Annotated in this window: 25 protein-coding genes; 9 read left to right on the top strand and 16 right to left on the bottom strand. The window is 70.9% G+C overall.

Translation table 11 applies throughout. The features are described 5' to 3' along the window. Nucleotides 1-13 precede the first annotated feature (13 nt). Nucleotides 14-1,162, bottom strand: coding sequence for a bifunctional RNase H/acid phosphatase (locus tag SACCYDRAFT_RS04105; RefSeq protein ID WP_005453857.1), 1,149 nt, complete (start codon nucleotides 1,160-1,162; stop codon nucleotides 14-16). Further along, nucleotides 1,159-1,896, bottom strand: coding sequence for a zinc ribbon domain-containing protein (locus tag SACCYDRAFT_RS04100; RefSeq protein WP_043536135.1), 738 nt, complete (start codon nucleotides 1,894-1,896; stop codon nucleotides 1,159-1,161). Before SACCYDRAFT_RS04100 ends, SACCYDRAFT_RS04105 begins: the two co-directional genes overlap by 4 nt. A gap of 166 nt (nucleotides 1,897-2,062) precedes the next feature. Between SACCYDRAFT_RS04100 and SACCYDRAFT_RS04095 the strand changes: the two genes are divergently transcribed. The 3 genes from SACCYDRAFT_RS04095 (at nucleotide 2,063) to SACCYDRAFT_RS04085 (ending at nucleotide 6,749) form a co-directional block, all read left to right on the top strand. After that, on the top strand, nucleotides 2,063-2,731 hold the full coding sequence (locus tag SACCYDRAFT_RS04095) for an IclR family transcriptional regulator (protein WP_005453854.1): 669 nt from the start codon (nucleotides 2,063-2,065) through the stop codon (nucleotides 2,729-2,731). 252 nt (nucleotides 2,732-2,983) lie between these two features. After that, complete coding sequence (locus SACCYDRAFT_RS04090) at nucleotides 2,984-5,332, top strand: cytochrome P450/oxidoreductase (RefSeq protein ID WP_005453852.1); 2,349 nt, start codon at nucleotides 2,984-2,986, stop codon at nucleotides 5,330-5,332. 76 nt (nucleotides 5,333-5,408) lie between these two features. Then, nucleotides 5,409-6,749, top strand: a complete 1,341-nt coding sequence (locus SACCYDRAFT_RS04085) for an MFS transporter (protein ID WP_005453850.1) — start codon at nucleotides 5,409-5,411, stop codon at nucleotides 6,747-6,749. 67 nt (nucleotides 6,750-6,816) lie between these two features. On the opposite strand, the gene fahA is transcribed toward SACCYDRAFT_RS04085, so the two are convergent. The 9 genes from fahA to SACCYDRAFT_RS04040 all read right to left on the bottom strand — a co-directional run bounded on the left by fahA (nucleotide 6,817) and on the right by SACCYDRAFT_RS04040 (nucleotide 14,423). Continuing rightward, nucleotides 6,817-8,001: a fumarylacetoacetase gene (gene fahA, locus SACCYDRAFT_RS04080; RefSeq protein ID WP_005453849.1), complete on the bottom strand. Its 1,185-nt coding sequence runs from the start codon at nucleotides 7,999-8,001 to the stop codon at nucleotides 6,817-6,819. Next, nucleotides 7,998-8,945 (bottom strand): hypothetical protein, encoded by a 948-nt coding sequence (locus SACCYDRAFT_RS04075; RefSeq protein ID WP_005453848.1) that lies wholly within the window; start codon nucleotides 8,943-8,945, stop codon nucleotides 7,998-8,000. Before SACCYDRAFT_RS04075 ends, fahA begins: the two co-directional genes overlap by 4 nt. Then, nucleotides 8,894-10,090, bottom strand: coding sequence for a homogentisate 1,2-dioxygenase (locus SACCYDRAFT_RS04070; RefSeq protein ID WP_005453847.1), 1,197 nt, complete (start codon nucleotides 10,088-10,090; stop codon nucleotides 8,894-8,896). Before SACCYDRAFT_RS04070 ends, SACCYDRAFT_RS04075 begins: the two co-directional genes overlap by 52 nt. A gap of 125 nt (nucleotides 10,091-10,215) precedes the next feature. Next, entirely contained in the window at nucleotides 10,216-10,776 is a 561-nt protein-coding gene (locus SACCYDRAFT_RS04065) for a MarR family winged helix-turn-helix transcriptional regulator (RefSeq protein ID WP_005453846.1), read from the bottom strand. Nucleotides 10,777-10,843: 67 nt separating this feature from the next. Beyond that, nucleotides 10,844-11,653, bottom strand: a complete 810-nt coding sequence (locus SACCYDRAFT_RS04060) for a Nif3-like dinuclear metal center hexameric protein (RefSeq protein ID WP_005453845.1) — start codon at nucleotides 11,651-11,653, stop codon at nucleotides 10,844-10,846. Nucleotides 11,654-11,675: 22 nt separating this feature from the next. Further along, nucleotides 11,676-12,278, bottom strand: coding sequence for a GTP-binding protein (locus tag SACCYDRAFT_RS04055; RefSeq protein WP_043536133.1), 603 nt, complete (start codon nucleotides 12,276-12,278; stop codon nucleotides 11,676-11,678). Between the two features lie 7 nt (nucleotides 12,279-12,285). Further along, nucleotides 12,286-12,657 carry a DUF742 domain-containing protein gene (locus SACCYDRAFT_RS04050; protein WP_005453843.1) on the bottom strand — a complete coding sequence of 124 codons (372 nt, stop codon included), beginning with the start codon at nucleotides 12,655-12,657 and terminating at the stop codon, nucleotides 12,286-12,288. Next, on the bottom strand, nucleotides 12,654-13,073 hold the full coding sequence (locus tag SACCYDRAFT_RS04045; protein ID WP_005453842.1) for a roadblock/LC7 domain-containing protein: 420 nt from the start codon (nucleotides 13,071-13,073) through the stop codon (nucleotides 12,654-12,656). The genes SACCYDRAFT_RS04050 and SACCYDRAFT_RS04045 overlap by 4 nt, the downstream gene beginning before the upstream one ends. Before the next feature lie 12 nt (nucleotides 13,074-13,085). Continuing rightward, nucleotides 13,086-14,423, bottom strand: a complete 1,338-nt coding sequence (locus SACCYDRAFT_RS04040) for an ATP-binding protein (protein ID WP_005453839.1) — start codon at nucleotides 14,421-14,423, stop codon at nucleotides 13,086-13,088. 213 nt (nucleotides 14,424-14,636) lie between these two features. Here SACCYDRAFT_RS04040 and SACCYDRAFT_RS04035 point away from each other — a divergent pair, with 213 nt between their 5' ends. Genes SACCYDRAFT_RS04035 through SACCYDRAFT_RS04020 form a run of 4 tightly spaced genes read left to right on the top strand, consistent with a single transcriptional unit; the run spans nucleotide 14,637 to nucleotide 18,060 of the window. After that, nucleotides 14,637-15,140, top strand: coding sequence for a low molecular weight protein-tyrosine-phosphatase (locus tag SACCYDRAFT_RS04035; protein ID WP_052309068.1), 504 nt, complete (start codon nucleotides 14,637-14,639; stop codon nucleotides 15,138-15,140). Then, complete coding sequence (locus SACCYDRAFT_RS04030; protein WP_157606463.1) at nucleotides 15,122-16,003, top strand: fructosamine kinase family protein; 882 nt, start codon at nucleotides 15,122-15,124, stop codon at nucleotides 16,001-16,003. The genes SACCYDRAFT_RS04035 and SACCYDRAFT_RS04030 overlap by 19 nt, the downstream gene beginning before the upstream one ends. Nucleotides 16,004-16,054: 51 nt before the next feature. Next, nucleotides 16,055-16,963, top strand: coding sequence for an SURF1 family cytochrome oxidase biogenesis protein (locus tag SACCYDRAFT_RS04025; protein ID WP_198284971.1), 909 nt, complete (start codon nucleotides 16,055-16,057; stop codon nucleotides 16,961-16,963). Nucleotides 16,964-17,016: 53 nt separating this feature from the next. Next, entirely contained in the window at nucleotides 17,017-18,060 is a 1,044-nt protein-coding gene (locus tag SACCYDRAFT_RS04020; protein WP_005453835.1) for an NAD(P)/FAD-dependent oxidoreductase, read from the top strand. Between the two features lie 12 nt (nucleotides 18,061-18,072). Here SACCYDRAFT_RS04020 and SACCYDRAFT_RS04015 read toward each other — a convergent pair whose 3' ends face one another. The 4 genes from SACCYDRAFT_RS04015 to SACCYDRAFT_RS04000 are packed head-to-tail and all read right to left on the bottom strand — an operon-like array spanning nucleotide 18,073 to nucleotide 22,794. Continuing rightward, a complete protein-coding gene (locus tag SACCYDRAFT_RS04015) occupies nucleotides 18,073-19,035 on the bottom strand; it encodes a cobalamin biosynthesis protein CobD/CbiB (RefSeq protein WP_005453834.1) in 963 nt (320 codons plus the stop codon). 35 nt (nucleotides 19,036-19,070) lie between these two features. Continuing rightward, nucleotides 19,071-20,123 carry an NAD(+) diphosphatase gene (gene nudC, locus SACCYDRAFT_RS04010; protein WP_005453832.1) on the bottom strand — a complete coding sequence of 351 codons (1,053 nt, stop codon included), beginning with the start codon at nucleotides 20,121-20,123 and terminating at the stop codon, nucleotides 19,071-19,073. Continuing rightward, nucleotides 20,120-21,511 (bottom strand): M16 family metallopeptidase, encoded by a 1,392-nt coding sequence (locus SACCYDRAFT_RS04005; RefSeq protein ID WP_005453831.1) that lies wholly within the window; start codon nucleotides 21,509-21,511, stop codon nucleotides 20,120-20,122. The genes nudC and SACCYDRAFT_RS04005 overlap by 4 nt, the downstream gene beginning before the upstream one ends. Next, a complete protein-coding gene (locus SACCYDRAFT_RS04000; RefSeq protein ID WP_005453830.1) occupies nucleotides 21,508-22,794 on the bottom strand; it encodes a M16 family metallopeptidase in 1,287 nt (428 codons plus the stop codon). The genes SACCYDRAFT_RS04005 and SACCYDRAFT_RS04000 overlap by 4 nt, the downstream gene beginning before the upstream one ends. A gap of 47 nt (nucleotides 22,795-22,841) precedes the next feature. Between SACCYDRAFT_RS04000 and SACCYDRAFT_RS03995 the strand changes: the two genes are divergently transcribed. Both SACCYDRAFT_RS03995 and SACCYDRAFT_RS03990 read left to right on the top strand, forming a co-directional pair. Next, nucleotides 22,842-23,648, top strand: coding sequence for an SDR family NAD(P)-dependent oxidoreductase (locus SACCYDRAFT_RS03995; protein WP_005453829.1), 807 nt, complete (start codon nucleotides 22,842-22,844; stop codon nucleotides 23,646-23,648). Between the two features lie 279 nt (nucleotides 23,649-23,927). Further along, entirely contained in the window at nucleotides 23,928-25,013 is a 1,086-nt protein-coding gene (locus SACCYDRAFT_RS03990) for a class I SAM-dependent methyltransferase (RefSeq protein ID WP_005453828.1), read from the top strand. A gap of 4 nt (nucleotides 25,014-25,017) precedes the next feature. Here the strand turns inward: SACCYDRAFT_RS03990 and SACCYDRAFT_RS03985 are convergent, their stop codons facing one another. Then, on the bottom strand, nucleotides 25,018-25,803 hold the full coding sequence (locus tag SACCYDRAFT_RS03985; protein WP_005453827.1) for an SGNH/GDSL hydrolase family protein: 786 nt from the start codon (nucleotides 25,801-25,803) through the stop codon (nucleotides 25,018-25,020). Nucleotides 25,804-25,858: the final 55 nt, after the last annotated feature.

Here is a 25,858-nt window from a genome sequence, read left to right as displayed (position 1 = left end):
GTACTCCTGGAGCTCAGGTGAGATGGCAGGTGTCGTTGACCAGCCGTACCGACGCGTTGCCGTCCGGGTAGTGGTCGACGACGGACAACGACGCGAGGTCGAGGTGAAGGCGGTACAGCAGCGACGGGCCGACGTCGAGCGCGGCGCGGAGCAGCGACTTGATCGGCGTGACGTGACTGACGATCACCACCGTGGCACCGCCGTGGCGGGCCAGTACGTCGGTACACGCCCTGCGTACCCTGCGGTGCACCTCGTCGAAGCTCTCGCCGCCCGGCGGGCGCACGGACGCGTTGCGCAGCCACCTGCGGTGCAACTCCGGGTCTCGTTCCGCGGCCTCGCCGAACGTGAGGCCCTCCCACTCACCGAAGTCGGTCTCCCGCAGGTCGCGGTGGGTCTCCACGCGCACGCCGAGTGCGTCGGCCACCTTCTGCGCCGTCTGGGTCGCCCGGACCAGCGGTGACGACACCACGTGCACCGACTCGCCGAGGTCGTCCATCGCGGCGATGCGTTTGGCCGCCGCTTCGGCCTGCCGCGCACCGAGTTCGGTGAGGCTGACGTCACCGGCCCCCGAGTAGCGCCGGTCCACGGACATCGGCGTCTGGCCGTGGCGCAGCAGCAGCAGGCGGGTGGGCGCGCCTCGGGCTCCCGTCCAGCGCGTCGGCGACCGCTGCTCGGCGGACTCCTGGCGGTCCTCCCTCACCGGCTCGGCGGCCGGGGTGTCGGCGCGGGACCCGGAGCGTCCCTCGGCCTGGGCGGCCTGAGCGTCCATGGCCTCGTTGGCCAGCCGGTCGGCGTGCGCGTTCTTCGCCCTCGGTATCCAGGTGTAGGTGACGCGGTCGAACCGCTGCGCGAGCTCACGCACCCGCAGTGCCAGCGGCTGCAACATCGCGTTCTTGATCTTCCATCGGCCGCTCATCTGCTCCACGACGAGCTTCGAGTCCAGCCGTGTCTCCACTGTGGACGCACCGAGTTCCGCCGCGGCCTCAAGACCCGCGATCAGTCCGTTGTACTCGGCGACGTTGTTGGTGGTGACGCCGAGACCGGCCTGCCGTTCGGCGAGCACGTCCCCGGTGTCGGGATCGCGCACCACCGCGCCGTAGCCCGCCGGGCCGGGGTTGCCCCTCGACCCTCCGTCCGCCTCGACGACGACCCGCGGGATCACAGGCCCGACTCCAGCGTGCGCACCAGGATCGCGCCGCAGTTGTCGCACTGCACGACCTCGTCGTCGGGCGCCGCCTTGATCTCGGCGATGGCACTGCGGTCCAGTTCGAGCTGGCAGGCGCCGCACCGGCGGGCCTTCAACAGCGCGGCACCGATGCCCTTGTGGGCACGCACCCGCTCGTACAGGGCGACGAGGTTCTCCGGCAGCTTCGACAGCAGGCCCTCGCGGTCGGCCTCGCGCCGGGCCTGCGTGGTGTCGAGGTCGGCGAGCGCCTCGTCACGCCGTTTCCGCACGTCGACGAGCTCCTGCTCCGTCTTGTCCACCTCGGCCGCGGTGCGCTGGACGTCGGCGTCGACCGCCTCCTTGCGCTCCATGAGTTCGAGCTGGTCGTCCTCCAGCGCCGCCTGCCTGCGCGCGAGCGTCTCCAACTCGTGTTCCAGATCGGTGAGCTGCTTCGCGGACACCGAGCCCGACTCCATGAGCTTGCGGTCCCGGTCGGCCCGCGCCCGCACCGACTCGACCTCGCGCTCCTGCTTGCTCACCTCCCGTTCGAGATCGGAAGCGGCCGTCTGCACGGCCACCAGTGCGTCACGCCGCTCGCGCAGGCGCTTCTCCACGTCGGAGATCTCGGCCAGTTCGGGCAGGGTGCGGCGGCGATGAGCGACACGGGTCAGCTCGGCGTCGACCTTCGCCAGGTCGAGCAACTGACGCTGCACGGCGGGTTCTGCCTTCACTGCTGTACTCCGTTCGTCCTTGGTGCGGAATTCGCCCGGCGGACTCGCACCGCCCACGTCTGCGATCCTCCCACAGGGCGACGGCGAGGCCCTGGGACGCGCCGTGAGCGTCCGGACCCGCCGCGGTTGTGCGATCATCAAGGCGACGTACACGACGAGGAACCGGATGAGCACCCTGCAGACCCTCGACCGCGGCCTGCGCGCGCTGGACATCGTCTCGCGGAGCCCGGCGGGCATCTCCGTGGCCGAGCTGGCCGCCGAGCTGGGCGTGCACCGGGCCATCTGCTACCGGATCGTGGCCACGCTGGAGGCGCACTCGCTCGTGGCCCGCACGGACTCGGGCCGACTGCGGCTCGGGGTGGGTGCCGCCGTGCTCTCCTCGCGTTTCGAACCCCAGTTCCTGCACGGTGCCCGTCCGGTGCTGGCCGAGCTCGCCGACCGGACCCGTGCCACGGCGTTCGTCTCGGTGGCCGAGGGCGACGAGTGCGTGGTGCTGATGGTGGCCGAGCCGACCGACACGGTGCTGCGGGTGGGCTACCGGGTGGGCAGCAGGCACCCGCTGCACCGGGGTGCGTCCGGCATCGCCATCCTCGCGCTCCGCCCGCCGAGCGCCCGTGACTCCGAGGCGGTGCGGCAGGCCCGCCGCGACGGCTACAGCGTCACGAGAGGGCAGCTCGAACGCGGCGCCGTGGGCGTGTCGGCGGGCGTCCGGACCGCCGGCCACGCGCCGGAACGCAGTGTCGGCGTCGTCGCCATCGACGGGATGGACACCGACAAGGCCGCCGAGGCGGTACTCGACGCGGCCAGGCGTCTCGCCCAGCTCGTCACGTCCTGAACCCGTAGCGGCACTCCGGGCGATCAGGGCTGCCGGCCGGAACCCACGCGACGCCGTGCCCTTCCCCTGCCCTTCCCCTGCCCTTTCCCTGCCCTCCCCCCTGCCGTCGTGCCGCGCCGTGCGTATCGAGCGGGTCTCGACTCTTGACCGCCGCCGTGACCCTGCTTACTCTCTCCTCGTTCTCGCTAGACGAACAGTTCTGTTCGATATCAGTGAATTCCCAGTACAGAGGCGTATGGAGGGATGGCAGGCATGGCGATGGGTGGAGAATCGGGCGTCGAGACCGCACCCCGGTGCCCAGTCACCGGCGCGGACCAGTCACGGCTCGACCCCACGGGCTGTCCCGTCTCCCCGAACGCGGCCGCCTTCGACCCGTTCGCGGACCCGTACCAGCAGGACCCGCCGGGCTCGCTGAAGTGGTCACGCGACGGCGAACCGGTCTTCTACAGCCCCGTGCTCGGCTACTGGGTCGTCACGCGCTACGAGGACGTCAAGGCGGTCTTCCGGGACAACCGGACGTTCTCCCCCTCCATCGCGCTGGAGAAGATCACCCCGTTCTCCGACGAGGCCAACGCCGTGCTCGCCCGGCACGACTACGCGATGGGCCGCACGCTCGTCAACGAGGACGAGCCCGCGCACATGGAGCGCAGGCGGGTGCTGATGGAGCCGTTCACACCACAGCACCTCACGCAGCACGAACCCATGGTGCGCGCGCTGGTGCGTGAGCGCGTCGACGCGTTCGTCGACCGAGGCGAGGCGGACCTCGTCGACGAGCTGCTGTACGAGATCCCGCTCACCGTGGCACTGCACTTCCTCGGCGTGCCCGAGGAGGACATGGAGACCCTGCGTCGGTACTCGGTGGCACACACGCTGAACACGTGGGGCCGCCCGAAGCCGGAACAGCAGGTGGCCGTGGCGGAGTCCGTGGGCAAGTTCTGGCAGTACGCGGGCCAGGTGCTCGACAAGATGCGGCAGGACCCGTCGGGGCCGGGCTGGATGCAGTACGGCATCCGGTTGCAGCCGCAGATGCCGGACGTCATCACCGACTCCTACCTGCACTCGATGATGATGGCCGGCATCGTGGCCGCTCACGAGACCACGGCGATGGCCGCCTCCAACGCCTTCCGGGTGTTGCTGGAGAACCGGACGGTGTGGGAGGAGATCTGCGCCGACCAGAGCCTCATCCCCAACGCCGTCGAGGAGTGCCTGCGGTTCTCCGGTTCCGTGGTCGCGTGGCGGCGCATCGCCACGACCGACACCGAAATCGGCGGCGTACGCATCCCCGAGGGCGCCAAGCTGTTGATCGTCAACTCGTCGGCCAACCACGACGAGCGGCACTTCGACGACCCGGACTCCATCGACGTGCGCCGCGACAACGCCAGTGACCACCTGACCTTCGGTTACGGCTCCCACCAGTGTCTCGGCAAGAACCTCGCGAGGATGGAGATCCAGATCTTCCTGGAGGAACTCACCACGCGGCTGCCGCACCTGGAGCTCGTGCCCGGACAGGAGTTCACCTACCTGCCCAACACGTCGTTCCGGGGGCCCGAGCACGTGCTCGTGCGGTGGGATCCCACGCGCAACCCGGAGTACCGCGACCCCTCGCTGCTGCGACGACGGTTGAAGGTGCGGATCGGCGAGCCGTCGCGCAAGACGGTGGCCCGCACGATGACGGTGAAGCGGATCGAGCACGAGACCGAGGACATCGTGCGGATCACGCTCGCCGACGCCCACGGCCGCCCGCTGCCGAAGTGGTCGCCCGGGTCGCATGTGGATCTGGAGCTCGGGGAGTTCTCCCGCCAGTACTCGCTGTGCGGTGACGCGGACGACCGGCTCGGCTACGAGATCGCCGTGCTCCACGACCCGGACGGCCGGGGCGGTTCGCGCTACGTGCACGAGCGGCTGTCGGTGGGCGACACCGTGCGGGTACGCGGTCCGCGCAACCACTTCAAGCTCGTCCCCGACGCCCAGCGGTACGTTCTCGTCGCGGGCGGCATCGGCATCACCCCCATCCTCGCCATGGCCGACCACCTGAAGCGCGAGGGACGCGACTACGAGCTGCACTACTGCGCGCGGTCGCGCCGGGAGATGGCCCTGCTCGACCGCGTGGAACGCGATCACGGTGACCGGCTGGTGTCGCACTGCTCCGACGAGGGCACCCGCCTCGACGTCCCGGCGCTGTTCGCCGAACCCGTCGAGGGCACCCGGATCTACGCGTGCGGGCCGCAGCGGCTGCTCGACGCGCTCGCCGACGCGACGGCGCACTGGCCGCAGGACTCGCTGCGGGTCGAGCACTTCACCAGCGACCTGGGTGAACTCGACCCCAGCAAGGAGCACGCCTTCGACGTACGGCTGGCCGACTCGGGCATCACCGTGCGCGTCGGCGCCGACCAGACCGTGCTCGCCGCCCTGCGGGCCGCGGGCATCGACGTGCCCAGCGACTGCGAGGAAGGGCTGTGCGGCACGTGCGAGGTGGCCGTCGGCGACGGCGAGATCGACCACCGCGACAAGGTGCTCACCGCTGCCGAACGCGCGTGCCACAACAAGATGATGACCTGCTGCTCGCGAGCGTGCGGCGACTCTCTGACGCTCGCGCTCTGAGGAGGCCTCGCCCCTCTCCCCGATCTTCCGGAAGCCGCGACGGGGCGGCTTCCGGCCCTCACCGAAAGGAACCCCCATGGCATCAGCCGTCGACGCGGTGTCCGAGGGCGCCGGGAAGGACGAACGCGCCGCTCCAGCCGGTTTCAAGCGGGTGCTCACCGGAAGTATGGCCGGCTCCATCCTGGAGTGGTACGACTTCGCCATCTACGGTGTTCTGGCCGCCACCGTGCTCGGGCCGCTGTTCTTTCCCGGCGACGACGGCATCACCAAGCTGTTGCTCGCGCTCGCCACCCAGGGGCTCGGGTTCGTCGCCCGCCCGCTGGGCGGCATCGTCTTCGGCCACCTCGGTGACCGGTTCGGTCGCAAACCCATGCTGGTCGTGACGTTCCTGCTGTTGGGAGCGGCCACCGCCGCCATCGGCGTGCTCCCGACCTACCACGACATCGGTATCACCGCGACGGTGCTGCTCGTGCTGCTGCGGTTGGTGCAGGGCTTCGCGCTCGGTGGCGAGTTCGGCGGCGCCGTGCTGCTCGTCAGCGAGTACGGCCAACCCAAACGGCGTGGTTTCTGGGCTTCGTGGCCGCAGGCGGGCGCTCCGGCGGGCACCGTGCTGGCCACCGCGATGATCACCGTGCTCTCACTGACCACGAGCGACGCCGCGTTCGAGTCGTGGGGTTGGCGGGTGGCGTTCCTGTTCGCCCTGCCGCTGCTGATCATCGGCTTCTGGATCCGGCGCGGTGTCGAGGAGTCGCCGGTGTTCCGCGAGGCGCAGTCCCACGCCCTGGCTCCGGGCTCGGGACGGAAGAAGTCGAGCATCCTGCTCGCGCTCTCCCGCCCCCGGCAGGTGCTGCACGGGCTCGGCATGCGCCTCGGCGAGAACATCGCGTTCTACATCTACACGACGTTCGTCATCGCCTACGCGACCTCGTACTTCGGGTTCGACCGCGGTGACGTGACACTCGCGGTGACGTTCGCGTCGGTCTTCCAGTTCGTCGGCATGATCGGCGGAGGCGCGTGGTCGGACCGGGTCGGCCGGAAGACGGCGATGCTCGTGCCCACGGGCGTGCTCATCGCGTGGGCACCGATCTTCTTCTGGCTGGTGCACTTCGACAGCGTTCCGCTGTTGTGGGTCGGGGTGTGCGTGGGCGCGTTCTTCCACGGCATGCTCGCGGGTCCCGAGGCCGCGTGGATCACGGAGCTCTTCCCGACGCGCTACCGCTACGCGGGTTCGTCGCTGGTGTTCCAGGGCTCGTCGATCATCGCGGGAGCGCCCGCTCCGTTCATCGCCGTGTGGCTCATCGAGAACTTCGGCGTCGGCATGGTGATCGGCTACCTCGTGGTGACCATGGCGATCACGTTCGTGGCCGTGGCCACGAGCCGGGAGACGAAGGGCGTCGACCTGAGCGCGGTGGAGTGACACCGGGAAACGCACCAGAGCCCGCTCTTTCCGGATCAGGGAAGGCGGGCCCTGGTGCGTTTCGCGGTCAGCGACCGGGGTGGTTCGCCGGAACGATCCGGTTGCGGACCTCGCCGAAGGAGATCCGGCCGCCCGAGGCGCCCGGTGCCGTGGCGGTGAGGGCCACCTCGTCGCCGTCCTGCAGGAACGTGCGTTCCTCGCCGCCCACCCGGACCGGCTCCTTACCGCCCCAGGTCAGTTCGATGAACGCGCCGCGCTGGTCGCGTTCGGGCCCGGAGATCGTGCCCGACGCATACAGGTCACCGGTGCGCGTCGAAGCGCCGTTGACGGTGAGGTGCGCCAGCATCTGCGCGGGCGACCAGTACATCTCACGGTACGGCGGACGGCTCACGACCTCGCCGTTCCACTCCACCGCCAGCTCGATGTCCAGGCCCCACGGCGCGTTCTCGCGCAGGTACGGCAGCGGCGTCGGGTCCTGTGGCGGCGTGGCGACCCTGGCCTTCTGGAGCGCGAGCAGCGGCACCACCCACGGGGAGACCGACGTCGCGAAGCTCTTGCCGAGGAACGGCCCGAGCGGCACGTACTCCCACGACTGGATGTCGCGGGCCGACCAGTCGTTCACCAGCACCGCGCCGAACACCCGCTCGGCGAACTCCTCGATCGGGACAGGACTGCCCAGCTCGGAGCCGGTGCCCACGACGAACCCCAGCTCGGCCTCGATGTCGAGCCGCCTGCTCTCGCCGAACGTGGGCGCGGCCTCGTCGGGCGCCTTTCGCTGACCGCACGGGCGCACGACGTCGGTGCCCGACACCACCACCGTGCCGCCGCGACCGTGGTAGCCCACCGGCAGGTGCTTCCAGTTCGGCATGAGCGGCTCCGAGTCCGGCCGGAACAACCTGCCGAGGTTGGAGGCGTGGTGCTCGGAGGCGTAGAAGTCGACGTAGTCGCCGACCTCGAAGGGCAGGTGCAGCGTCACGTCCGCGACGGCGTGCACCGCCGCGTCCGGTACGTCGCCCGACACCAACTCGGTGACGCGCTCGCGCACCTCCACCCACCGCGCGTGTCCCTGGGCCATGAACGCGTTCAGCGCGGGCCGCGCGAACACCTCGTCATCGAGCGCCACGGCGAGATCCACCACGTGGTCGCCGACACGCACGCCGACCCTGCGCTCACCACCCGGCGTCGAGAACACGCCGTACGGCAGGTTGTCGAGCCCGAACAGCGAGTCGTCGGGGATGTCGATGGTCGTCATACTGTCCTTTCGTTCTCGGTCAGCGAGGGCGGCAGCAGGCCGAGGCCGATCAGGTCGTGGAGGGGGTCGGTGATGCTGCACGTCCCGAACGACCGGAACCGGGTTCGGGCGGCCTCCACTTCCGCGTCGTCGAGCGCGCGGACACGCTCGGCGACGGCCTCGCCGTCGGTGTCGGCCAGCACACCGGCCAGCTCTCCCGCGTCCGCGCCCTGCGCCGCCACGTGCGTGGCCAGCAGCAGGTTGAGGAACCCGTGCTGCTCGAAACCGGTGTCCGGGTCGGTGTTGCGGATCGCGTGGTGCAGACCCGCCGTCGCCTTGAACGGCACCCCGGCCGCCACCACGGCACTCACCGCCTCTGCCAGCTCGGTGACGTCCGGGTACAGCTCGGCCCTGACCCCGCCGGTGCGGAACTTCGCGAGGTAACGCGTGGCCGCCAGCGCCGTGATCAGTCCCGCCCGACGGGCGTCCCTCGGGACCTCCACGAACACCTCGACGGACTCCCCGACGGCCGCGCCGTCCAGCGAGGTCAGCAACTCGGTGGCCGCCATGCTCTCCGGGACCGCGACCTCCAGTGCCCGCAACCTCACCGGCAGGTCGGCGACACCGGCGAGGACGTCACGCACGCGGGCGGGCCCTTCGGGCAGCGTCACCACGAGTTCCACCGGGTCGCCGCCGACAGGCAGCAGCGGAGTGAGCTCGTCCAGCACCGACGCGGCCACCACCAGGGGGCCCACCAGTTCGCCGTAGGGCGCCGACGTGTGCCGCACGTGGGCCGGAACGGCCTCGGGCAGCGGGGCGAGCCCCGGGGGGAACATCGCAGCGTCGTCGCACAGCAGCCGCGCGAAGCGCGGGATCGGTGAGCGTTCCGTCCCCGCCGCCGACACGGCCGCCGTCACTTCGGCCCCCGTCCCGCCCACGTCCAGGCGTAGTTCGGGTCCTCGCACGCCAGGCCGCCCTCACCCAACTCCAGCGGGCGGAAGGTGTCGACCATGACGGCGAGTTCGTCGAAGAACTCCACGCCGATGCTGCGCTCGTACGCGCCCGGCTGCGGCCCGTGCGCGTATCCACCGGGGTGCACCGAGATCGAGCCCTGGCCGATGCCCGAGCCCTTGCGCGCCTCGTAGTCGCCACCGCAGTAGAACATGACCTCGTCGGAGTCCACGTTGGAGTGGTAGTACGGCACGGGAATGGACTGGGGGTGGTAGTCCACCTTGCGCGGCACGAAGTTGCACACCACGAAGTTGTGGCCCTCGAACACCTGGTGCACGGGCGGCGGCTGGTGCACCCGGCCGGTGATGGGCTCGAAGTCGTGGATGCTGAAGGTGTACGGGTAGAGGCAGCCGTCCCACCCGACCACGTCGAACGGGTGGTTCGGGTACACCAGGACCGTTCCCACGAGGCCGCGCGAGGTCCGGTGCTTCACCAGCACCTCGACGTCGGTGCCCTCGGCCTGCAGCGGTTCCGACGGCCCGTGCAGGTCGCGCTCGCAGTACGGGGCGTGCTCCAGGAACTGCCCGTAGCGCGACAGGTACCGCTTCGGCGGGGTGATGTGACTGTTGGACTCGATGGCGTAGGCCCGGAGCGGCTCGTCGCCCTGGGGAAGCCAGCGGTGCGTCGTGGCCATCGGCAGCACCACGTAGTCACCCTGCTTGGCGTGCAGCGCGCCGAAGACGGTCTCCACCACCGCCTCGCCCGACTCGACGTAGACCACCTCGTCGCCCGTGGCGTTGCGGTAGAGCGGCGAGTCGGCACCGGCCACCACATAGGACAGGCGCACGTCGGCGTTGCCCAGCACCAGCCTGCGGCCGGTGACGACGTCGGTGTTCTTCCACTCCGCGTCAGCGAAGAGGTCGTGGAGCCTGAGGTGCCGTGGCCGCAACGGATGGTTGGGCGTGGTGGTCTGGTCGGGCAGCTCCCACACGCGGGAGTCGACGATGGCAGACGGCAGGTGGCGGTGGTAGAGCAGCGAGGAGTCGGACGAGAAGCCTTCCTCCCCCATCAGCTCCTCGTAGTAGAGACCGCCGCTCTCCGTACGGTGCTGGGTATGCCGCTTCGGCGGGACATCGCCCACCCGGCGGTAGTACGCCATGGCTTGCCTCCTTGGAAGTCGACGCGCGGGCCACACCGTTTTCCGCTGACCCGCTTCGCCAAATAGTAAATGTCTTAACTAACTCGAAGCCAGCGTGACGCACACCACACACTACCCGTGGAGGGTCAGTTGCGGCCCCGGACGTCGAACTGGTGGCGATTGGTGATCAGCTTGTTGAGCAGCATGACCAGGATGCGCTGTTCCGTCTCGGTCAGCACGCTGGCCCACTCGTACTCACGTTCGTTGTGCACGCGGAAGACCTTCACCATCTCCGCGTGCCCCTGTTCGGTGAGCGACAGCCGAACCGAGCGGCCGTCGCGCGCGTCGGGACTGCGATCGAGCAGACCGTCCGCCACCAGCGTCTTCACCAGGTTCGACACGGCCGCCCTGCTCATCCCCGTCAACACGGCGGCTCGCTTCGGCTCCAACGGCCCCGCCAGCCACGTGACGAACAGCAGCCGGAACGCCGACCACGACAGGCCGTGCGGGCGGTGCACCGCCGCCTCCAGGTCGTAGGTGACGATGTTGGAGGCGCGGTTGAGCGTCAGCAGCACCTCGGTGGCCAACTGGTGCCGGAAGCCGTACTCGGTGGCGAGCCGCTCGTTGGCGAGTTCGACGAACGACCAGAAGTCGAGCTCACCCTCGGGCGGCGGCCCGCCCGCCTCCCGGCCCCGGTCATCGGTCATGTCCCACACTGTAGAGAGCCGGGAGCCCCGGGAAACCACCGAGACCCAAAACTAGTACACGGCTTGACTAGTTTCCGGCGCGCAGCGTCCACGGATCCGTGCACAGCGTCGAGACCCGGACCTCGACGTCACCGACCCGCCGGATCACCTCGGCGGCCTGCTCGCACCACGGCCACTCGCTGGCCCAGTGGGTCAGCCCGACGAGAGCGGGACCGCCCTGTTCGAGGTGCTCGCCCGCAGGGTGGTGTCGCAGATCGGCCGTGACGTAGGCGTCCACCCCGGCCGCCGTGGCCGCGGCGAGATAACTGTCCCCCGCACCTCCGGACACCGCGACGGTCCGCACGAGCCGTTCCGGATCCCCGGCCCCCAGCACCCCGGGCCGAGTCGCCGGCAGTGCCTCACCGACACGGCGCACGAACTCCGCGAACGGCACCGCCTCCGGCAGCTCGCCGACACGTCCGATACCCGTGGAGCCGGAATCGTCCCCATGGGGAGCGAGCGGTCGCGACACCCGCACGCCGATGCGTTCGGCGAGCGCGTCCGACACCCCCGGAACCGCCGAGTCGGCGTTGGTGTGAGCACAGAACAGCGCCACGTGCGACCGCACCATCCGGTGCACGAGCCGACCTTTGGCCGTGTCGGTGCCCACGCCGTGCACGCCGCGCAGCAGCAGCGGGTGGTGCGCCACGACCAACTGGGCACCCCACTCGACGGCCTCCTCCACGGTCGCCGTCACCGGGTCCACGCACACCAGGACGCGTTCCACCGGTTCGGCCGGATCACCGCACACCAGTCCCACGGCATCCCACGACTCGGCGAGTTCCCGGGGGTAGGCCGCGTCGAGAGCGGCGATCACGTCGGACACTGTCGAAGCCATGCCGTGATCCTCCCAAACGCGCTCAGCACCGCACGCCGCGCGCCCTCGACATGGTGTACAGGTGGTGGACCAGCGTGATCAGCACGTGCTTGGCCGAGTCCCGCCTGCGCGCGTCGCACTCCACGACCGGTACCGCGTCGCTGATGGACAGCGCCTCGCGCAGCTCACCGAGGTCGTGCAGCGACCCCGGGAAGTTGTTGCGAGCCACGACGAACGGCATGCCGTACTGCTCCAGGCGGTCGATGGCGTACCAGGAGTCCTCGATACGGCGCGTGTCCACGAGCACGACAGCGCCCAGGGTGCCGGTGAACAGGCGGTCCCACAGATACCAGAACCTTCGCTGTCCCGGCGCACCGAACAGGTACAGGACCACCTCGTCGGTGAGCGAGACCCTGCCGAAGTCGAACGCCACCGTGGTGCGCAGTTTCCCGGCCAGCCCGGCGGTGCTGTCGATACCTCGGCCCGCCTCGGTCATCGTCTCCTCCGTGGACAGGGGCCTGATCTCGCTGACCGAGCGCACCAGCGTGGTCTTGCCCGCCCCGAAGCCCCCGACGATGACGATCTTCACGCCGTCCGTCGCTGTGCTGCGCAGGGGTGTTCGGCCTTCGGGCCGGGTGGGGGCCACCTCACGTTCAGAGATTGCGGAGTCCGACAAGGACCTTCTCCAGGAATGCGGGGTCGGGAAGTTCGTCGACGGCACGGGGAGCGGTGGGGTGACGCGCCGCCACCGCGCCCGTGTCCAGCAGGTCGGTGAGCAGGATCTTCACGACACTGACCGGTAGCCCCAGCTCGGCGGCCACCTCGACCACCGCCGTGGGGCTGGCGCACAACAGCAGGATGCGCGCGTGCTCGGACTGCATACCGGGCTCGGGCTCGCACTCGCTCACGATGAGCGTGACGAGGTCGAGCTCGACCTCGCCGGCCCTGCTCCGGCCACAGGTGATCGTGTAGAGGCGGTCGGGCCGGTCGGGGGCGGCGTCGGTGTCCTCGGCGTCGGCGGTCATGCCGGCTGAGAAGTGCGACGGCGGTACCTGGGCGGGGCGGTGAGGAACGCGCCGATCTGCTCCACGAGCTCGTTCATCTTGTGTCCCACGAGCCCGACGTCGGCGTTCTCTCTCGCCACCATCGCCAGGTGCGCCCCCTCGCCCGCCTCCACCACGAACAACAGGCCCCCGTGGAACTCGGTCATCGACTGCCGTACTCCTCCCGACCCGTCACCGAACTCGGCGGACGCACTCTGCGCCAGCGCCTGCACCCCGGCGGCGATCGCGGCCAACTGGTCGGCCTGGTCGACACCGAGGTTCCGCGTGTGACACAGCTTCAACCCGTCGCGTGAGAGCACCAGGGCATGGCGGGCTCCCGGTGTCTGCTCCAGCAGGCTCTGCAAGAACCATTCGAGGCTCTGATCGGTGGTGCTCATGGTCCATATCCCTCAGTCGGCTGTGGTCGGTGGCGTGTTCGGCCGTACCGCGGCGCGGAACGCGCTGAACCGGGCGCCCGCGTCGGCGCGCGGCTTGGTCTCCGTACGGTGGCGTGTCCTCGGTGGCGGGGACACCGTGAGCGTCTGACCTCGGCGGCGCTTGGGCAGCCGGGTGGCCCGCGAGGCCGGCTGCACCTCCCGGTCGTCCACCGGGCGGCGGTTGCGCAGCGTGGGCACGTCCTCGGGGCACGGTGTGGTGATCAGGGTCGCCGGGATCCGCACCACGACGCTCACACCGCCCCGGGGAGATCGCCGGAACCGGACCCGCAGTTGGTGCTTCCGCGCCAGGCGACCGACGACCGCCAGCCCGAGCCGGGTTCCGGAGAGGGCGACGAGGTCGAGGGGTTCCGTGGCCGACACGGCCTGCTCGGCGCGTTCGAGCGCGTGCGGTTTCATGCCGAGTCCGGCGTCCTCCACGATCACCACGACCCCGGACGTCAGTTGCTCGACGTGCACGTGCACGTCCTCCGACGGCTTGGAGAACTTCGCCGCGTTGTCCATCAACTCGGCGAGCAGGTGCATGACGTCCTCGGCCGCGTAGCCGACGACGGCCGCCGTGCACGTCGAGTGCAACCGGACCCGCTGATAGGCGCTGATCCTGCCCATCGCCCCGCGCAGGACGCTCTCCATGACGATCGGCTTGGTCCAGCGCCTGCCCGTGCGGGCACCGGTCAGCACCGCGATGCTGTCGGCGAGCCTGCCCGCCTGGGACGTGCAGTGGTCGAGCTTGAGCAGGTCTCCCAGCACGTCCTCGTTGTGCCGGTACTCCATCTCGCGGAGGTCGGCCAGCATGCTGGTGGCCATGGCCTGCACTCGACCCGCCGCGTTGGCGCACGCGGCCATGGCCGCCTCGCGCTGCCGTTCACTGGCGTCGAGTTCTTTCGTGAACAACCGCACAATGCGGCCTGCTATTTCGTTCGAGTGATTCGGAATTTCAGCCTTTACGGTGTCAATGGACACCCCTTCGCGTAATCGGCGCGCGAGCAGGGGAAGGATTTCGTCAACCAGTAGGGTGAGCTCGGTTTCCATCGATTCGGTATGGCGGTGCACGTCCTGTAGTTGCGCGCAGTGCACTGCCGCCACGAACGTTGCCGCACACAGCAACGCCAGCGCCACACCGCCCACGAGGAAGATCGGAAGTCGTTGTGACGCAACGGTTTCAAGGGACGCCCACACCCAGAGGCCACCGGTCACGAAGACCGATGCGGCCAGCGCGAGCAGAGCCCGGCCGTTCGGTGAGTCCGGAGTGAGGGCGCGGAGCGCATGCGACGGGGAAATGGGAGCCCCCAAGTGTTCTAGGTGTGCTTGGCGTGCATTGACAAGAAGTCGACGACGGGAGGACACAATTTCCCGAATGCCGACGAGACCGGCAGCTTAGTCGAGCCGTTCACCATCTGCCACCGGACGCACTCCGTCCGGCTCCGATATTCCCCCAACGTGACCTTTCGATACCATTTCGACCCACCGAACGGGACGTCCGGAGCCGCGAGGGACACTGGGCACATGGCCGACCACAGCACCGGCTCCCCCGACGCGGGAGCGAGCTCGCCGACCAGCATCGTGTTCGTCTGCTCCGGCAACATCTGTCGCTCGCCGATGGCCGAGATCGTGTTCCGGCACCGCCTTGCCGAGCACGGCCTGTCCGACGCCGTGACCGTCCGTAGCGCGGGAACGGGCGGCTGGCATGTCGGCGAACCGGCCGACCCCCGTGCCAGGGCGATCCTGCGGGCCCGGGGCTACCCCGTCGACCACGTCGCGTGCCAGGTCGGCCCCGAGCACCTGGACGCCGATCTGCTGCTGGCCGCGGACAAGAGCCACCTGCGCGAGCTGCGCGTCCTGGTCGACGACCTCGACCGGGTGCGGCTGCTGCGCAGCTTCGATCCCACCGCGCCCGTCGACGCCGAGGTCCCCGATCCGTACTACGGAGGCGACGAGGGGTTCGCTGAGGTGCTGGGCATGATCGAACGAGCCGTGGACGGGCTCGTCGAGTGGGTACGCGAGCGGTGAACGGCCCCCGGCAGGCAGCCGAACGGCACACCGGCGTGCGGGCCACCGGCGACCGGCCGCTCTCGGGCGACAGTGCCGTCGTGAGCCTCGCGGACGGCCGTGACGTCGTCGTCAAGCGCGGGTCCGGGCCCGATGCCACGGTGGCGGAGGCCGCGGGGCTGCGGTGGCTCGGCGAGTCCGGCGACGTGCCGATCCCCACGGTGCACGGCGTGGACGACGACTGGCTGGTCATCGACCACGTTCCCGAGGGCAAGCCCCACGTGGGCGCCGCCGAGGCGTTCGGACGCGCCCTCGCCACCCTGCACGCGCGGTCGGCGCCCGCTTTCGGGTCCGCACCGCCCGACGGTCCCGCCGAGGCCTGGATCGGGCTCGCCCGCATGCGCAACGAGCCACACGACGACTGGCCCTCCTTCTACACCCGGTGCCGGGTGGAGCCGTACGTGCGCCAGGCAGTGGACCGAGGACTGTTCTCGACCTCCGAGGCGGCGGTGTTCGACACGGTGTGCACCCGTCTTCCCGAACTGGCCGGCACGCCCGAGCCGCCCTCGCGGCTGCACGGCGACGCCTGGAGCGGCAACGTCCACTGGGCCTCCGACGGGCGGGTGTGGCTGATCGACCCGGCCGCGCACGGCGGGCACCGGGAGACCGACCTGGCCATGCTCCGCCTGTTCGGAACGCCCCTGCTCGACCACGTACTGGGCGCGTACCGCGAGGCGGCCCAGGACCTCGGGTGCCCCCTCACTCCCGGCCACGAGCAGCGGGTACCCCTGCACCAGCTCTTCCCGCTGCTGGTACACACCGTGCTGTTCGGGGGCGGTTACGCACGTCAGGCGCTGACCGCCGCCCGTGCCGCGCTGGCCTGACACCGCACCCTCTCGGAGCCGAGGCGCAGAGGTCCGCATACCGTGGTGGACGTGCGCTGGAAATCGCTGCTCCAGCCGGGTTGGCTGGCGCTCACGCTCGTCGTGTTCGGGTTCGCTGTGACCTGCTACACGGTGCTCGCGCCGTGGCAGTTCGACCGCCACACCGAACGCCAGACACAGAACGACGCCGTGTCGACCTCGTTCTCGGAGCGACCGCGCCCGCTGGCGGAGGTGCTGCCCGAAGGCAGGCCCCCGGGCCCGGACACGGAGTGGCGCAGAGTCGTCGTCGAGGGCACCTACCTGCCCGAACACGAGATCATCGCGCGCCTGCGCACCGTCCAGGGCGAGCCGGCCTTCGAGGTCCTGACGCCGATGCGGACGACCTCCGGCCGGGTGGTGCTGGTCGACCGGGGATATCTGCGCCCGGACAACGGTGACGTTCCGCCCTACGCCGCGCCGCCCACCGGGGTGGTGCGCGTGGAAGCCCGCGTGCGCGCCGACGAGACCGACCCGCAACACCGCGACGCCTTCGCCGACGCCTCCACGCAGGGCAAGCTGCACACCTACGCCATCGACTCCCGCACCGTCGCGAGGGCCACGGGTCTCGACGTCTCACCCGGTTACGTGCAACTCACCGAGGGGCAACCGGGAGTGCTCGGCGCACTGCCGCTTCCCGTGCTGCAGGCGGGCCCCTACTTCTCGTACGCGCTGCAGTGGGTGGCCTTCGGCACGATGGCGATCCTCGGGTGGGGCTACTTCACGGTGCGGGAGCTGAAACCCGGCGGAGTGCTGTCCGAGGACCGCGCGGAGGGCACGCGCCGCAAGTCGGTGGCCGAGATGCTCGCCGAGGACGACGAGGACGGGGAAGCCAGGGAGCGCGTGGAGCGCGTAGAGAACACAGCCCGGGAGAGCGCGGTCGGTGGCGGCGGGGAGCCTGGGCCCGACGTCTCCCGGCACTGATCACCGTTTGCTGATACGGCAATGTTCTTTGCCTTCCCTCCCGGACCACGCGCATGGTCGACGTGGAGGTGGTCGTGATGACCGAGCAACTGAACGACAAGCAGGACGTGGTGGTGGTCGGCGGCGGTGCCGCCGGACTGAGCGGGGCGTTGATGCTGGCCCGCGCGAGACGGTCGGTGGTGGTCGTCGACGCCGGTGAACCACGCAACGCTCCCGCCGAGGCCGTGCACGGGTTGTTCGCCCGGGAGGGCACGAACCCCGCCGAACTGCTGGCTCGCGGCAGGGACGAGGTGCGGCGCTACGGCGGTCACGTGGTGAGCGGTGAGGTCGACTCGGTCGCCCGGGACGGCGCCGGGTTCACCGTGACGTTGGCCGAAGGCCGCAGTCTCCGGGCGAAGCGACTGCTGGTGACCACCGGGCTGGTCGACGAACTGCCCGCCGTGCCGGGACTGCGCTCACGCTGGGGCCGGGACGTCGTTCACTGCCCCTACTGCCACGGCTGGGAGGTCCGGGACCGGGCCATCGGCGTGCTGGCCTCCGGGCCCATGTCGGTGCACCAGGCGCTGCTCTTCCGGCAGTGGAGCGCCGACGTCGTGCTGTTCACTCATGACCGGCCCGCACCTTCTCCGGAGGAGCTCGAACAGCTGACCGCCCGCGGTGTCGGTGTGGTCGACGGCGAGGTCACCGCCCTGGAGGTGGTGGACGACCAGCTCACCGGGGTGCGGCTGGCCGACGGCACGGTGTACGCGCGCGAGGCGTTGGCGGTCGCTCCTCGGGCGAGGGCGCGCGGCGGTTTCCTGGCCGGTGTGGGGCTGTACCCGGTGGAGCACCCCGCGGGCGTCGGTGAGCACGTTCCCGCCGACCCCACGGGGCGGACCGACGTCCCCGGGGTGTGGGTCGCGGGCAACGTGACCGATCCGATGGCGCAGGTCGGTACCGCCGCGGCGGCGGGTGCGACGGCGGGTGCTCAGATCAACGCCGACCTGGTGGCCGAGGAGACGCGGCTGGCCGTCGCCGCCCTGCGCGACCCGTTCTCGGCTGCTTCCGAGGCCCGGCTGTGCGAACAGGTGATGGGCGGCCGGCGCCACGGACTCTGACGCGGCCGGTGCTCAGCGCGCGGTGCGGGAGCGTCGACGGCGGCGCAGGCTCGGCACCAGGGCGACGACGGCCGACGTCAACCCCGCGAGCCAGCCCACCACACGGGACAGCTCGACGGCGCGGGTGACGTGGCCCGCGTCGGGGTTGCGCCCGTCGCCGAGCACGGGCAGCTCCCGCACCCCGTCCGGGTACGCCGTGCGCCCACCGAGGCGGATCTCCAACGCGCCCGCGTAGGCGGCCACGACCCGCCCCGAGTTGGGGTTCGGGTGCAGCACGGTGTCCCGCCGCCACGCTCGCCACGCGGCGCGGGCCGACCCGCCGACCACGGGCGCTCCGGCGACGGTCAACACGGCGGTGAGACGGGTGGGCAGCAGGTTCGCCGCCGTGTCGAGGCAGGAGGAGGGCACACCGAAACGCCGGTGGCCCGGTTGTTCCGCCGCCACCCGCCGTGCCGTGCCGACGGCACGCGACGCCAGAAGTCCCGGCACCCCCGCGACCGCGCCCCAGAGCAGGGGCGCGACCACCGTGTCGGACGCGTTGTGGGCGACAGCCTCCACCGACGCCCGCGCCAACGAGACGGAGTCGAGGTCCTGCGTACAGCGCGAGTCCCAGTGCGCCAGGGTCTCGCGCGTGGCGCGGACGTCACCGGTCTCCAGGTGCCTCGCCAGCGCCGTACCGTCGGCGGCCAGGCGGGCTCCCCCGAGGACCGCCCAGGTACCGGCCGCGGTGGTCGCGGCACTCACGAGCGGGCGGTCGCGGCCGAGGCGCTCCACCGCCGTCCCGGTCAGCACGGCCGCTCCGGCCACCACGCCGACGTGCACGGCACCCGCCAGTGGATGATCCGCTGGTATCCGCCGCCGCACCGCCCGCGCGACGTGCGCGAGCGTGGCGTCCGCCCGCCCACGCACCGACTCGCCGACCATCGCGTCGGCCATGACGCCCAGCAGCAGTCCCACAGCCCGCGCCGCGCTCACTCGCCCTACCCCCGTGACTCTCGCGTGCCGCGAGACTATCGGCTGGCGGCCGTGCTTCCGTTTCCGGCCTCCGCCCACGCGCGCACCATCACGTGTGCGATGGACGTCTCCCCCGGCAGCAACAGCTCCGGATCGCCCTTGTCGAGGGCGGCACGCACCCGCTCCCTGGACACCCACCGGGCGGCCTCGATCTCACCGGGGGCGGGCGTGAGGTGGGCGGCGGCGTCGGCCCTCGCCGCGAAACCCATCATGATCGAGCGCGGGAACGGCCACGGCTGACTGCCGAGGTAGCGGACGTCGCGGACCTCGACCCCCACCTCCTCGCGGATCTCCCGCTCCACGCAGCGCTCCAGCGACTCGCCCGCCTCGACGAACCCGGCGAGCACCGAGTACCGGCCAGGTGGCCACGTCGGCTGGCGCGCCAGGAGCACGTGTTCACCGTTGACGCCGACGTCGTCGTGCACCAGGCAGATCACGGCCGGGTCCGTGCGCGGGTACTCCTCGCGCCCGCACTGCTCGCACGTGCTGGCCCAGCCGAACTGGTGCAGCGTCGTCCGCCCGCCGCAACGGGCGCAGTACCGGGCTCTGCGATGCCAGTTGCGCAGCGCCACGGCGGTGGTCAACAGGCCCGCGGCCGTGTCATCCAGCACCGCACCGTGCGCCCGCAGGTCCACCCACGCCTCGTCGCCGGTCACGGGGACCTCCATACCCGGTCCCCAGCCGCCACCGAGAACACCGAGACCATCGAGGCTGATGCGGCGTTGCTCGGGACCGGGGTCCGCGGACACCGCCCAGTAGTCGGTGTCCTCCCACCGCCCGAGGAAGACCGCGCCGGCGGGCAGGTCCTCGGCGACGTCGAGGGCAGGTGTCGTGGACAGCGGCACTCCACTGGACCGGGCGTCCGTGAGCTCGGTCTCGGGCACCGGGACGCGGCCCTGGCCGTCGACGCGGACGACCCGCGCCAACGGCCACCGGGCCCGCAGCCGCTCGGGATCGGTGCGCAGCGACTCCTGCCGATCCGCCGTCGAGCGGGACAACGCGGGAGAGGATGTCAGGCGGAACGGAGCGGGCTGGCTCAGGGAGCTCATCGAGCCGGAGCTACCTCACCGGCCACCTCGACCCCACCGAGCGCGGTCAGCTTCGGTGCGAGCACGTCGGCGTCACCGACCACGACCCCGGTGAAGCGCTGCGGCGCGAAGAACTCCAGCGCCGCCTCCGCCACCTGCTCGGTGGTGACCCCGGCCAGTCGCTGCGGGTGCTCCACGAGCCACTCCACGCCGAGGCCCACGGCGGTCAGCGCGGCCAACTGGCTCGCCAGTCCCGCCTGCGACGACGACGCGATCAGCAGCGTGCCCACGGCGTACTGCCGCACGGAGTCCACCTCGGCCTCCGTGGGAGGCACGAGCCCCAGCCTGCTCAGTTCGTAGCGGGTCTCCAGCAGCGCCGCCGCGGTCACCTCGCTCGCCGTGTCGGCCTCCACCTGCAGCGTGGCCTTCGGCCCGGTGAACTCGAACCCGGAGTGCGCGCCGTAGGTGTACCCCTTGTCCTCGCGGATGTTCTCCACGAGGCGCGACGAGAAGTACCCGCCGTAGGCGAGGTTGGCGAGCTGCAACGCGGGATAGCGCGGATCGGTCCTCGGCAGCGCCTGCGCCGACAGCCGGAGCTGCGACTGCACCGCACCGGGCCTGCCGACCAGGAGCAGGTCGCCGGGCGTGAGGTCCGGCAGCTCGGGCAGCTCACGCGCCCGGACGTCGCTCGACCAGTCCGCCAGCGCGCGCTGGACCTCCGCCACCGCGGTGTCCGGGTCCACGTCCCCGACCACGACGAGGGTGGACCCGCCGGGTAGCACCGACGCCGCGTGCAGCGACCGCACCCCCTCGGCGACCACGGCGGCGACGTCCTCGGCCATCGGCATCTCACGCGTGTAGGGGTGGTCGCCGTAACGCCTGCGCTGCAACGCCTCCCGCGCGATCACCCTGGGCTGGGTGCGCGCCACGGCGAGCCGTTCGGAGATCCGGGCCGCCTCCCTGCGCACCTCGGCGTCCATGTACGACGCTCCGGTGAGCACGTCGGCCAGCACGTCCAGCAGCTCGGGAAGCTTCTCGGCCAGCGCACTGCCCGAGACCCTGAGGTGCTCGGGGTCGACCACGGTGCCCAGGTCACCACCGATGAGCGCGAGGTCGGTGTCGATGCCGACGCGGTCACGGCGGCGCGTGCCGGTGAGCAGCGTCTCGGCCAGGACCTCCGCCGTGGCCGGATGCATCGGGTCGTCGCCCGCGAAGGGGATCGTCAGGCGCACCTCCACCATCGGCACGGTGGGTTTGCGCACGGCGAGCACGCGCAGCCCGTTGTCCAACACGGTGTCCACATGCGACAGTTCGGTGGCGCCCTTCTGCTCCCCCAGCGGCGGAAGCCGCCTCGGCCCCTCCTGGGTACGGCCGATCTCCTCGGCGGAGCGGTGGCTGGTCACGCTCACTGGGCACCTCCCTGTCCCGGTTCCACCTCGAGGACGGCACGCGAGTCGGGGCGCAGCGACTTCGCCGCCTCGGACACCTGCTCGGCCGTCACCGCCGCGATGCGCTCGGGCAGCTCGTACATCAGCCCCGCGTCACCGTGGAGCAACTCCAGCGAGCCGAGCGCGAGAGTGCGCGACACGAGCCGGTCGTGCTCGGAGTGCAGGCTCGCACTCCAGCGGGCCGTCACCTTGGCGAGTTCCTGCTCTCCCGGCGGCGTGGTGGAGAGCGCGTCGAGCTCGGCGTCCAGCGCGTCGAGCACCTGCTCGGTCGAGGTGTCCGGCGGGTGGATCGCCGTCACCGAGAACGTGTCCGGGTCCCTCGCCTCGAACGGGCCGAACAGCCCCGCTCCGGCGTTGACGTCGGTCACCAGTGGTTCGGCGTGCACGAGTCGCTGCTGTAACCGCGACGAGTCGCCGTCGGTGAGCACCCCCGCCAGCACGAGATGGGCGAGGTAGGCGTCGAGTTCACCCACCGGGTCCGGCATCCGGTAGCCCACGGCGAGAGCGGGCAGCGGCGCGTGTGGGTCGGCGTGCGTGCCCCGGAGCTCCCCGTTGGGGCGGGGCTCGGCGAACGACGGCCGCTGCGGCTTCGGACGGGCGGGCACGTCACCGAAGTGTTCGTCCACGAGGTCGCGGGTGCGGTCCACGTCGAGGTCACCTGCCACGGTGAGCACCGCGTTGGCCGGCGAGTAGTAGGTGTCGAAGAAGGCCGCGCAGTCGTCCAACGACGCCTGCTCCAGATCCGTGAAGTCACCGTAGCCGTTGTGGGCATTGGGGAAGGTCGAGTACAGCACCGGGGGCAGGAGGATCCACGGGAATCCGCCGTAGGGCCGGTTCAGCACGTTGAGGCGGATCTCCTCCTTCACCACGTCGATCTGGTTGGCCAGGTTCTCGCGGGTCAGCCTGGGCGCCCGCATGCGGTCGGCCTCCAGGAACAGCGCGCGTTCCAGCGCCGCCGACGGCAACACCTCGAAGTAGTCGGTGTAGTCCGGATGGGTGGAGCCGTTGAAGGTGCCCCCGCTGCTCTGCACGTAGCGGAAGTGAGCGAGCTTCTCGAGACTCTCGCTGCCCTGGAACATCAGGTGCTCGAAGAGGTGGGCGAAACCCGTGCGCCCTTCCGGTTCGGAGCGGAAGCCCACGTCGTAGTGCACGCTCACCCCGACGACCGGTGCCGTCGGATCGGGCGCGAGCACGACGCGCAGGCCGTTGTCGAGGGTGAACCTGTGTAGTTCGGAGACGGCCATGACCACACCCTACGGGTAATGTCGGTCTCGGGAGCAGCAGAGGAGCGATGAGACCGCTGACCGAGCAGACCATCCTCGTCACCGGGGCCACCGACGGTCTCGGTCGTCGTCTCGTAGCCGAGCTGACCGCCCGGGGCGCCCGCGTGATCGCCCACGGCCGTAACCCCGACAAGCTCCGCGCACTGCGGGAGGAGACGGGTGCCGAGATCGTCCGCGCCGACTTCGCCGTGCTGAGCCAGGTGGACCGGCTCGCGACCGAACTGCTCAGCCGGTACGAGCGCATCGACGTGCTGGTGAACAACGCCGGGGTGGGCACCGGCGCCGACCCCGCGCGGCGGGAGGAGAGCGCCGACGGCTACGAGTTGCGGTTCGCCGTGAACTACCTCGCCGCCTACCACCTCACCCGTCGGATCCTTCCCCTCCTGCGGGCCCCCGCCCGCATCGTCAACGTCGCCTCGGCCGGGCAGGAGGAGTTCGGTTTCACCGACCTCCAGCTTCGTCGCCGCTACAGCGGTGCGTCCGCGTACATGCGCAGCAAACTCGCGCTGGTGATGTTCACGATCGACCTCGCCGACCAGCTCAGGGGCAGCGGCGTCACCGTCAACGCGCTGCACCCCGCCACCTTCATGGACACGGCGATGGTGCGCGCGTCGGGTCGCACCCCGGTGAGCAGTGTGGACGACGGTGCGGCCGCGACGCTGCGGCTGGTACTCGACGCCGACCTCGCCGAGATCACGGGACGGTTCTTCAACGGCACCCGCGAGGCGGACCCGCACCCGCAGGCACACAGCAGGCGGGCGCGGGAACGCCTGCGACAGCTCAGCGACGAGCTGGTGGCCGACGCGCTGAGCTGAGCCGCAGGCCCGGTGGACCTCGGGACGGCGCGAGCACGGGCAGCCCCGGCCGGGTGACGGCGGCGAGCCGCTCGTCGTGGTGGAGCGTCAACAACGCTCCTCGCCACGTAGCTCGCGCAGTCCCTCGCCCAGCAGGTCTCTGCCGTCACCGCGGCGCGGAGGAGACCGGCGCCCCGATCCTGTGGCCTCAGTTTTCGGTTCGGTGGCTGTTTCGGCCACACCTCCTCGTGCGACTTCCGAGAACGTCGGTAACCGCAGAGACTCCCGAGGGAGCGCACGATGACCTCGACCCACCCACCCGAACCCACACTCGACACCGGCAAGGTGGAGGAGTTCGCGGGCAGGCTCTTCGAGCTGACCACCGGCGGGCTGCTCAGCCATCTCGTCGGCATCGGACACCGCACCGGTCTCTTCGACGCGCTGGCCGGAGCGTCGGCGACCTCGGCCGAACTCGCGCGCCGCGCGAACCTCGACGAGCGGTACGTGCGCGAGTGGCTCGGCGCGATGGCCACCGGCGGCATCGTCACCTACGACCCGGCCACCAAGGCGTTCACCCTCCCGCCCGAGCACGCCGTGTGCCTGCGCGGCTCCACGTCCACCAACCTCGCGCCGTTCACGCTCGCGGTCGCGCATCTGGGCGAGCATCTCGACGAGTTGATCGAGGCGTTCCGCCACGGCGGGGGCGTGCCCTACGAGCGCTTCCGGCCCCGCTTCACCGAGATCATGGACGGGATGAGCCGCGGGCTGTTCGACGACCAACTGGTCAGCGGCATCCTCCCGGTCGTGCCCGGCCTGCCGGAACAGCTCGGCGAGGGCGTGCGCGCGGCCGACATCGGGTGCGGCACCGGCCACTCGGTGAACCTCATGGCCGCCGCCTACCCCGCGTCGACGTTCGTCGGCTACGACCTCGCCCCCGACGCCCTCGCCCGAGGCAGGGCCGAGGCGGGTGAAGCGGGCCTGCCCAACGTCTCGTTCACCGAACTCGACGTCGTCGAGCTGCCCACCGAACCACCGTTCGACGTGGTGTTCGCCTTCGACACGATCCACGACCAGGCCGAACCCGCGCGGGTGCTGAGCAGGGTGCACGACGCACTGGCCCCCGGCGGGGTCTTCGTCATGATGGACACGAGGGCCGCCACCGACCTCGCGGACAACCTCGACAACCCGTTCGCACCGTTGCTGTACTCGGTGAGCACACTGCACTGCATGACGGTGTCGCTCGCCAGAGGCGGCGCGGGCCTCGGCACGGTGTGGGGCGAACAGCTCGCGCGCACCATGCTGGCCGACGCCGGATTCACCGACGTTGAGGTGTACGACGTTCCCGACGACCCGCTCGACGCCGTCTACGCCTGCCGCAGACCGTGAGGGGTCACGGGCCGCACCAGGCCGTGAGCAGCGTCCACACGGCGGCGTGCACCACCCGATGCCCGGCCTCCGTCAGGTGTGCCGCGTCGGGCAGGTAGAGCGCCTCGGCCTCCGGCGTACCACCCGCGGGCAGGTACTCGCCGAGGTCGAGCAACTCGGTGCCCTGGTCGGCCGCGACGGTCTCGACGACCGCCGTGTACGCCTCCCACGGATACACCGGGTCGGGCACGAGCCGCGCGCCCATCTCGGGTGGCACCAGCAGCAACACGGTGGTCCGCGGCGACGCGTGGTGGAGCTCGTCCACGAGGCTCCGGTAGTGCTCGGCGAAGTCCGTGGGCGGGAGGTCGGCCGCGAACTCGTTGGCTCCGAGGGCCACGATCACGAGCGCGGGCTGCACGTCGTGCACGGCCTCGGTCGCGCTCACGGTCTCCTCCCAACGGCCTCCCGGCCGGAAGTCGGCCGCCATGGCGCCGTTGTGCGCGAGCACGGTGGTGATCGTGCCCCACTCGTCGGAGGCCCGGCGTGTCACCGTCGACGTCCAGCCGGCCGCCGTCGGCGCGTAACTCCCACCGCCCGGATAGTCGGGCAGTCCGTAGCCCGTGCTGTGGGAGTCACCGAGGATCACGATCGACGACTGGTCGCCGCACCAGGTCGGGTCCGTGGACGCGGTCGTGGCTCTCGGGGTGACACACGCGGTCAACACCGACGTCAACAACATCACCAGCCCGGCCCCACGCGTACGGCGGGCCGTCCGCCGTACACCGCGTGACCGGCGCCCCACACGACCCACGGTGTCTCCTCGCCGCGACGAGCACGCCGGACACGGTGCACCGGCGACGTCACCG

The organism is Saccharomonospora cyanea NA-134 (assembly GCF_000244975.1).
GTDB classification, from domain to species: domain Bacteria; phylum Actinomycetota; class Actinomycetes; order Mycobacteriales; family Pseudonocardiaceae; genus Saccharomonospora; species Saccharomonospora cyanea.
The sequence above is the reverse complement of the archived record's forward strand: the minus strand, read 5'-3'. Positions and strand labels throughout refer to the sequence as shown.

What these genes read in the sequence shown, in the direction of transcription:
- SACCYDRAFT_RS04070 (WP_005453847.1), bottom strand. Translation starts at nt 10,090, where the DNA reads ATGGCGTACTACCGCCGGGTGGGCGATGTCCCGCCGAAGCGGCATACC.
- SACCYDRAFT_RS04095 (WP_005453854.1), top strand. Translation starts at nt 2,063, where the DNA reads ATGAGCACCCTGCAGACCCTCGACCGCGGCCTGCGCGCGCTGGACATC.
- SACCYDRAFT_RS04085 (WP_005453850.1), top strand. Translation starts at nt 5,409, where the DNA reads ATGGCATCAGCCGTCGACGCGGTGTCCGAGGGCGCCGGGAAGGACGAA.
- SACCYDRAFT_RS04050 (WP_005453843.1), bottom strand. Translation starts at nt 12,657, where the DNA reads ATGACCGCCGACGCCGAGGACACCGACGCCGCCCCCGACCGGCCCGAC.
- fahA (WP_005453849.1), bottom strand. Translation starts at nt 8,001, where the DNA reads ATGACGACCATCGACATCCCCGACGACTCGCTGTTCGGGCTCGACAAC.
- SACCYDRAFT_RS03990 (WP_005453828.1), top strand. Translation starts at nt 23,928, where the DNA reads ATGACCTCGACCCACCCACCCGAACCCACACTCGACACCGGCAAGGTG.
- nudC (WP_005453832.1), bottom strand. Translation starts at nt 20,123, where the DNA reads ATGAGCTCCCTGAGCCAGCCCGCTCCGTTCCGCCTGACATCCTCTCCC.
- SACCYDRAFT_RS04090 (WP_005453852.1), top strand. Translation starts at nt 2,984, where the DNA reads ATGGCGATGGGTGGAGAATCGGGCGTCGAGACCGCACCCCGGTGCCCA.
- SACCYDRAFT_RS04045 (WP_005453842.1), bottom strand. Translation starts at nt 13,073, where the DNA reads ATGAGCACCACCGATCAGAGCCTCGAATGGTTCTTGCAGAGCCTGCTG.
- SACCYDRAFT_RS04065 (WP_005453846.1), bottom strand. Translation starts at nt 10,776, where the DNA reads ATGACCGATGACCGGGGCCGGGAGGCGGGCGGGCCGCCGCCCGAGGGT.
- SACCYDRAFT_RS04060 (WP_005453845.1), bottom strand. Translation starts at nt 11,653, where the DNA reads ATGGCTTCGACAGTGTCCGACGTGATCGCCGCTCTCGACGCGGCCTAC.
- SACCYDRAFT_RS04035 (WP_052309068.1), top strand. Translation starts at nt 14,637, where the DNA reads ATGGCCGACCACAGCACCGGCTCCCCCGACGCGGGAGCGAGCTCGCCG.
- SACCYDRAFT_RS04000 (WP_005453830.1), bottom strand. Translation starts at nt 22,794, where the DNA reads ATGGCCGTCTCCGAACTACACAGGTTCACCCTCGACAACGGCCTGCGC.
- SACCYDRAFT_RS04020 (WP_005453835.1), top strand. Translation starts at nt 17,017, where the DNA reads ATGGTCGACGTGGAGGTGGTCGTGATGACCGAGCAACTGAACGACAAG.
- SACCYDRAFT_RS03995 (WP_005453829.1), top strand. Translation starts at nt 22,842, where the DNA reads ATGAGACCGCTGACCGAGCAGACCATCCTCGTCACCGGGGCCACCGAC.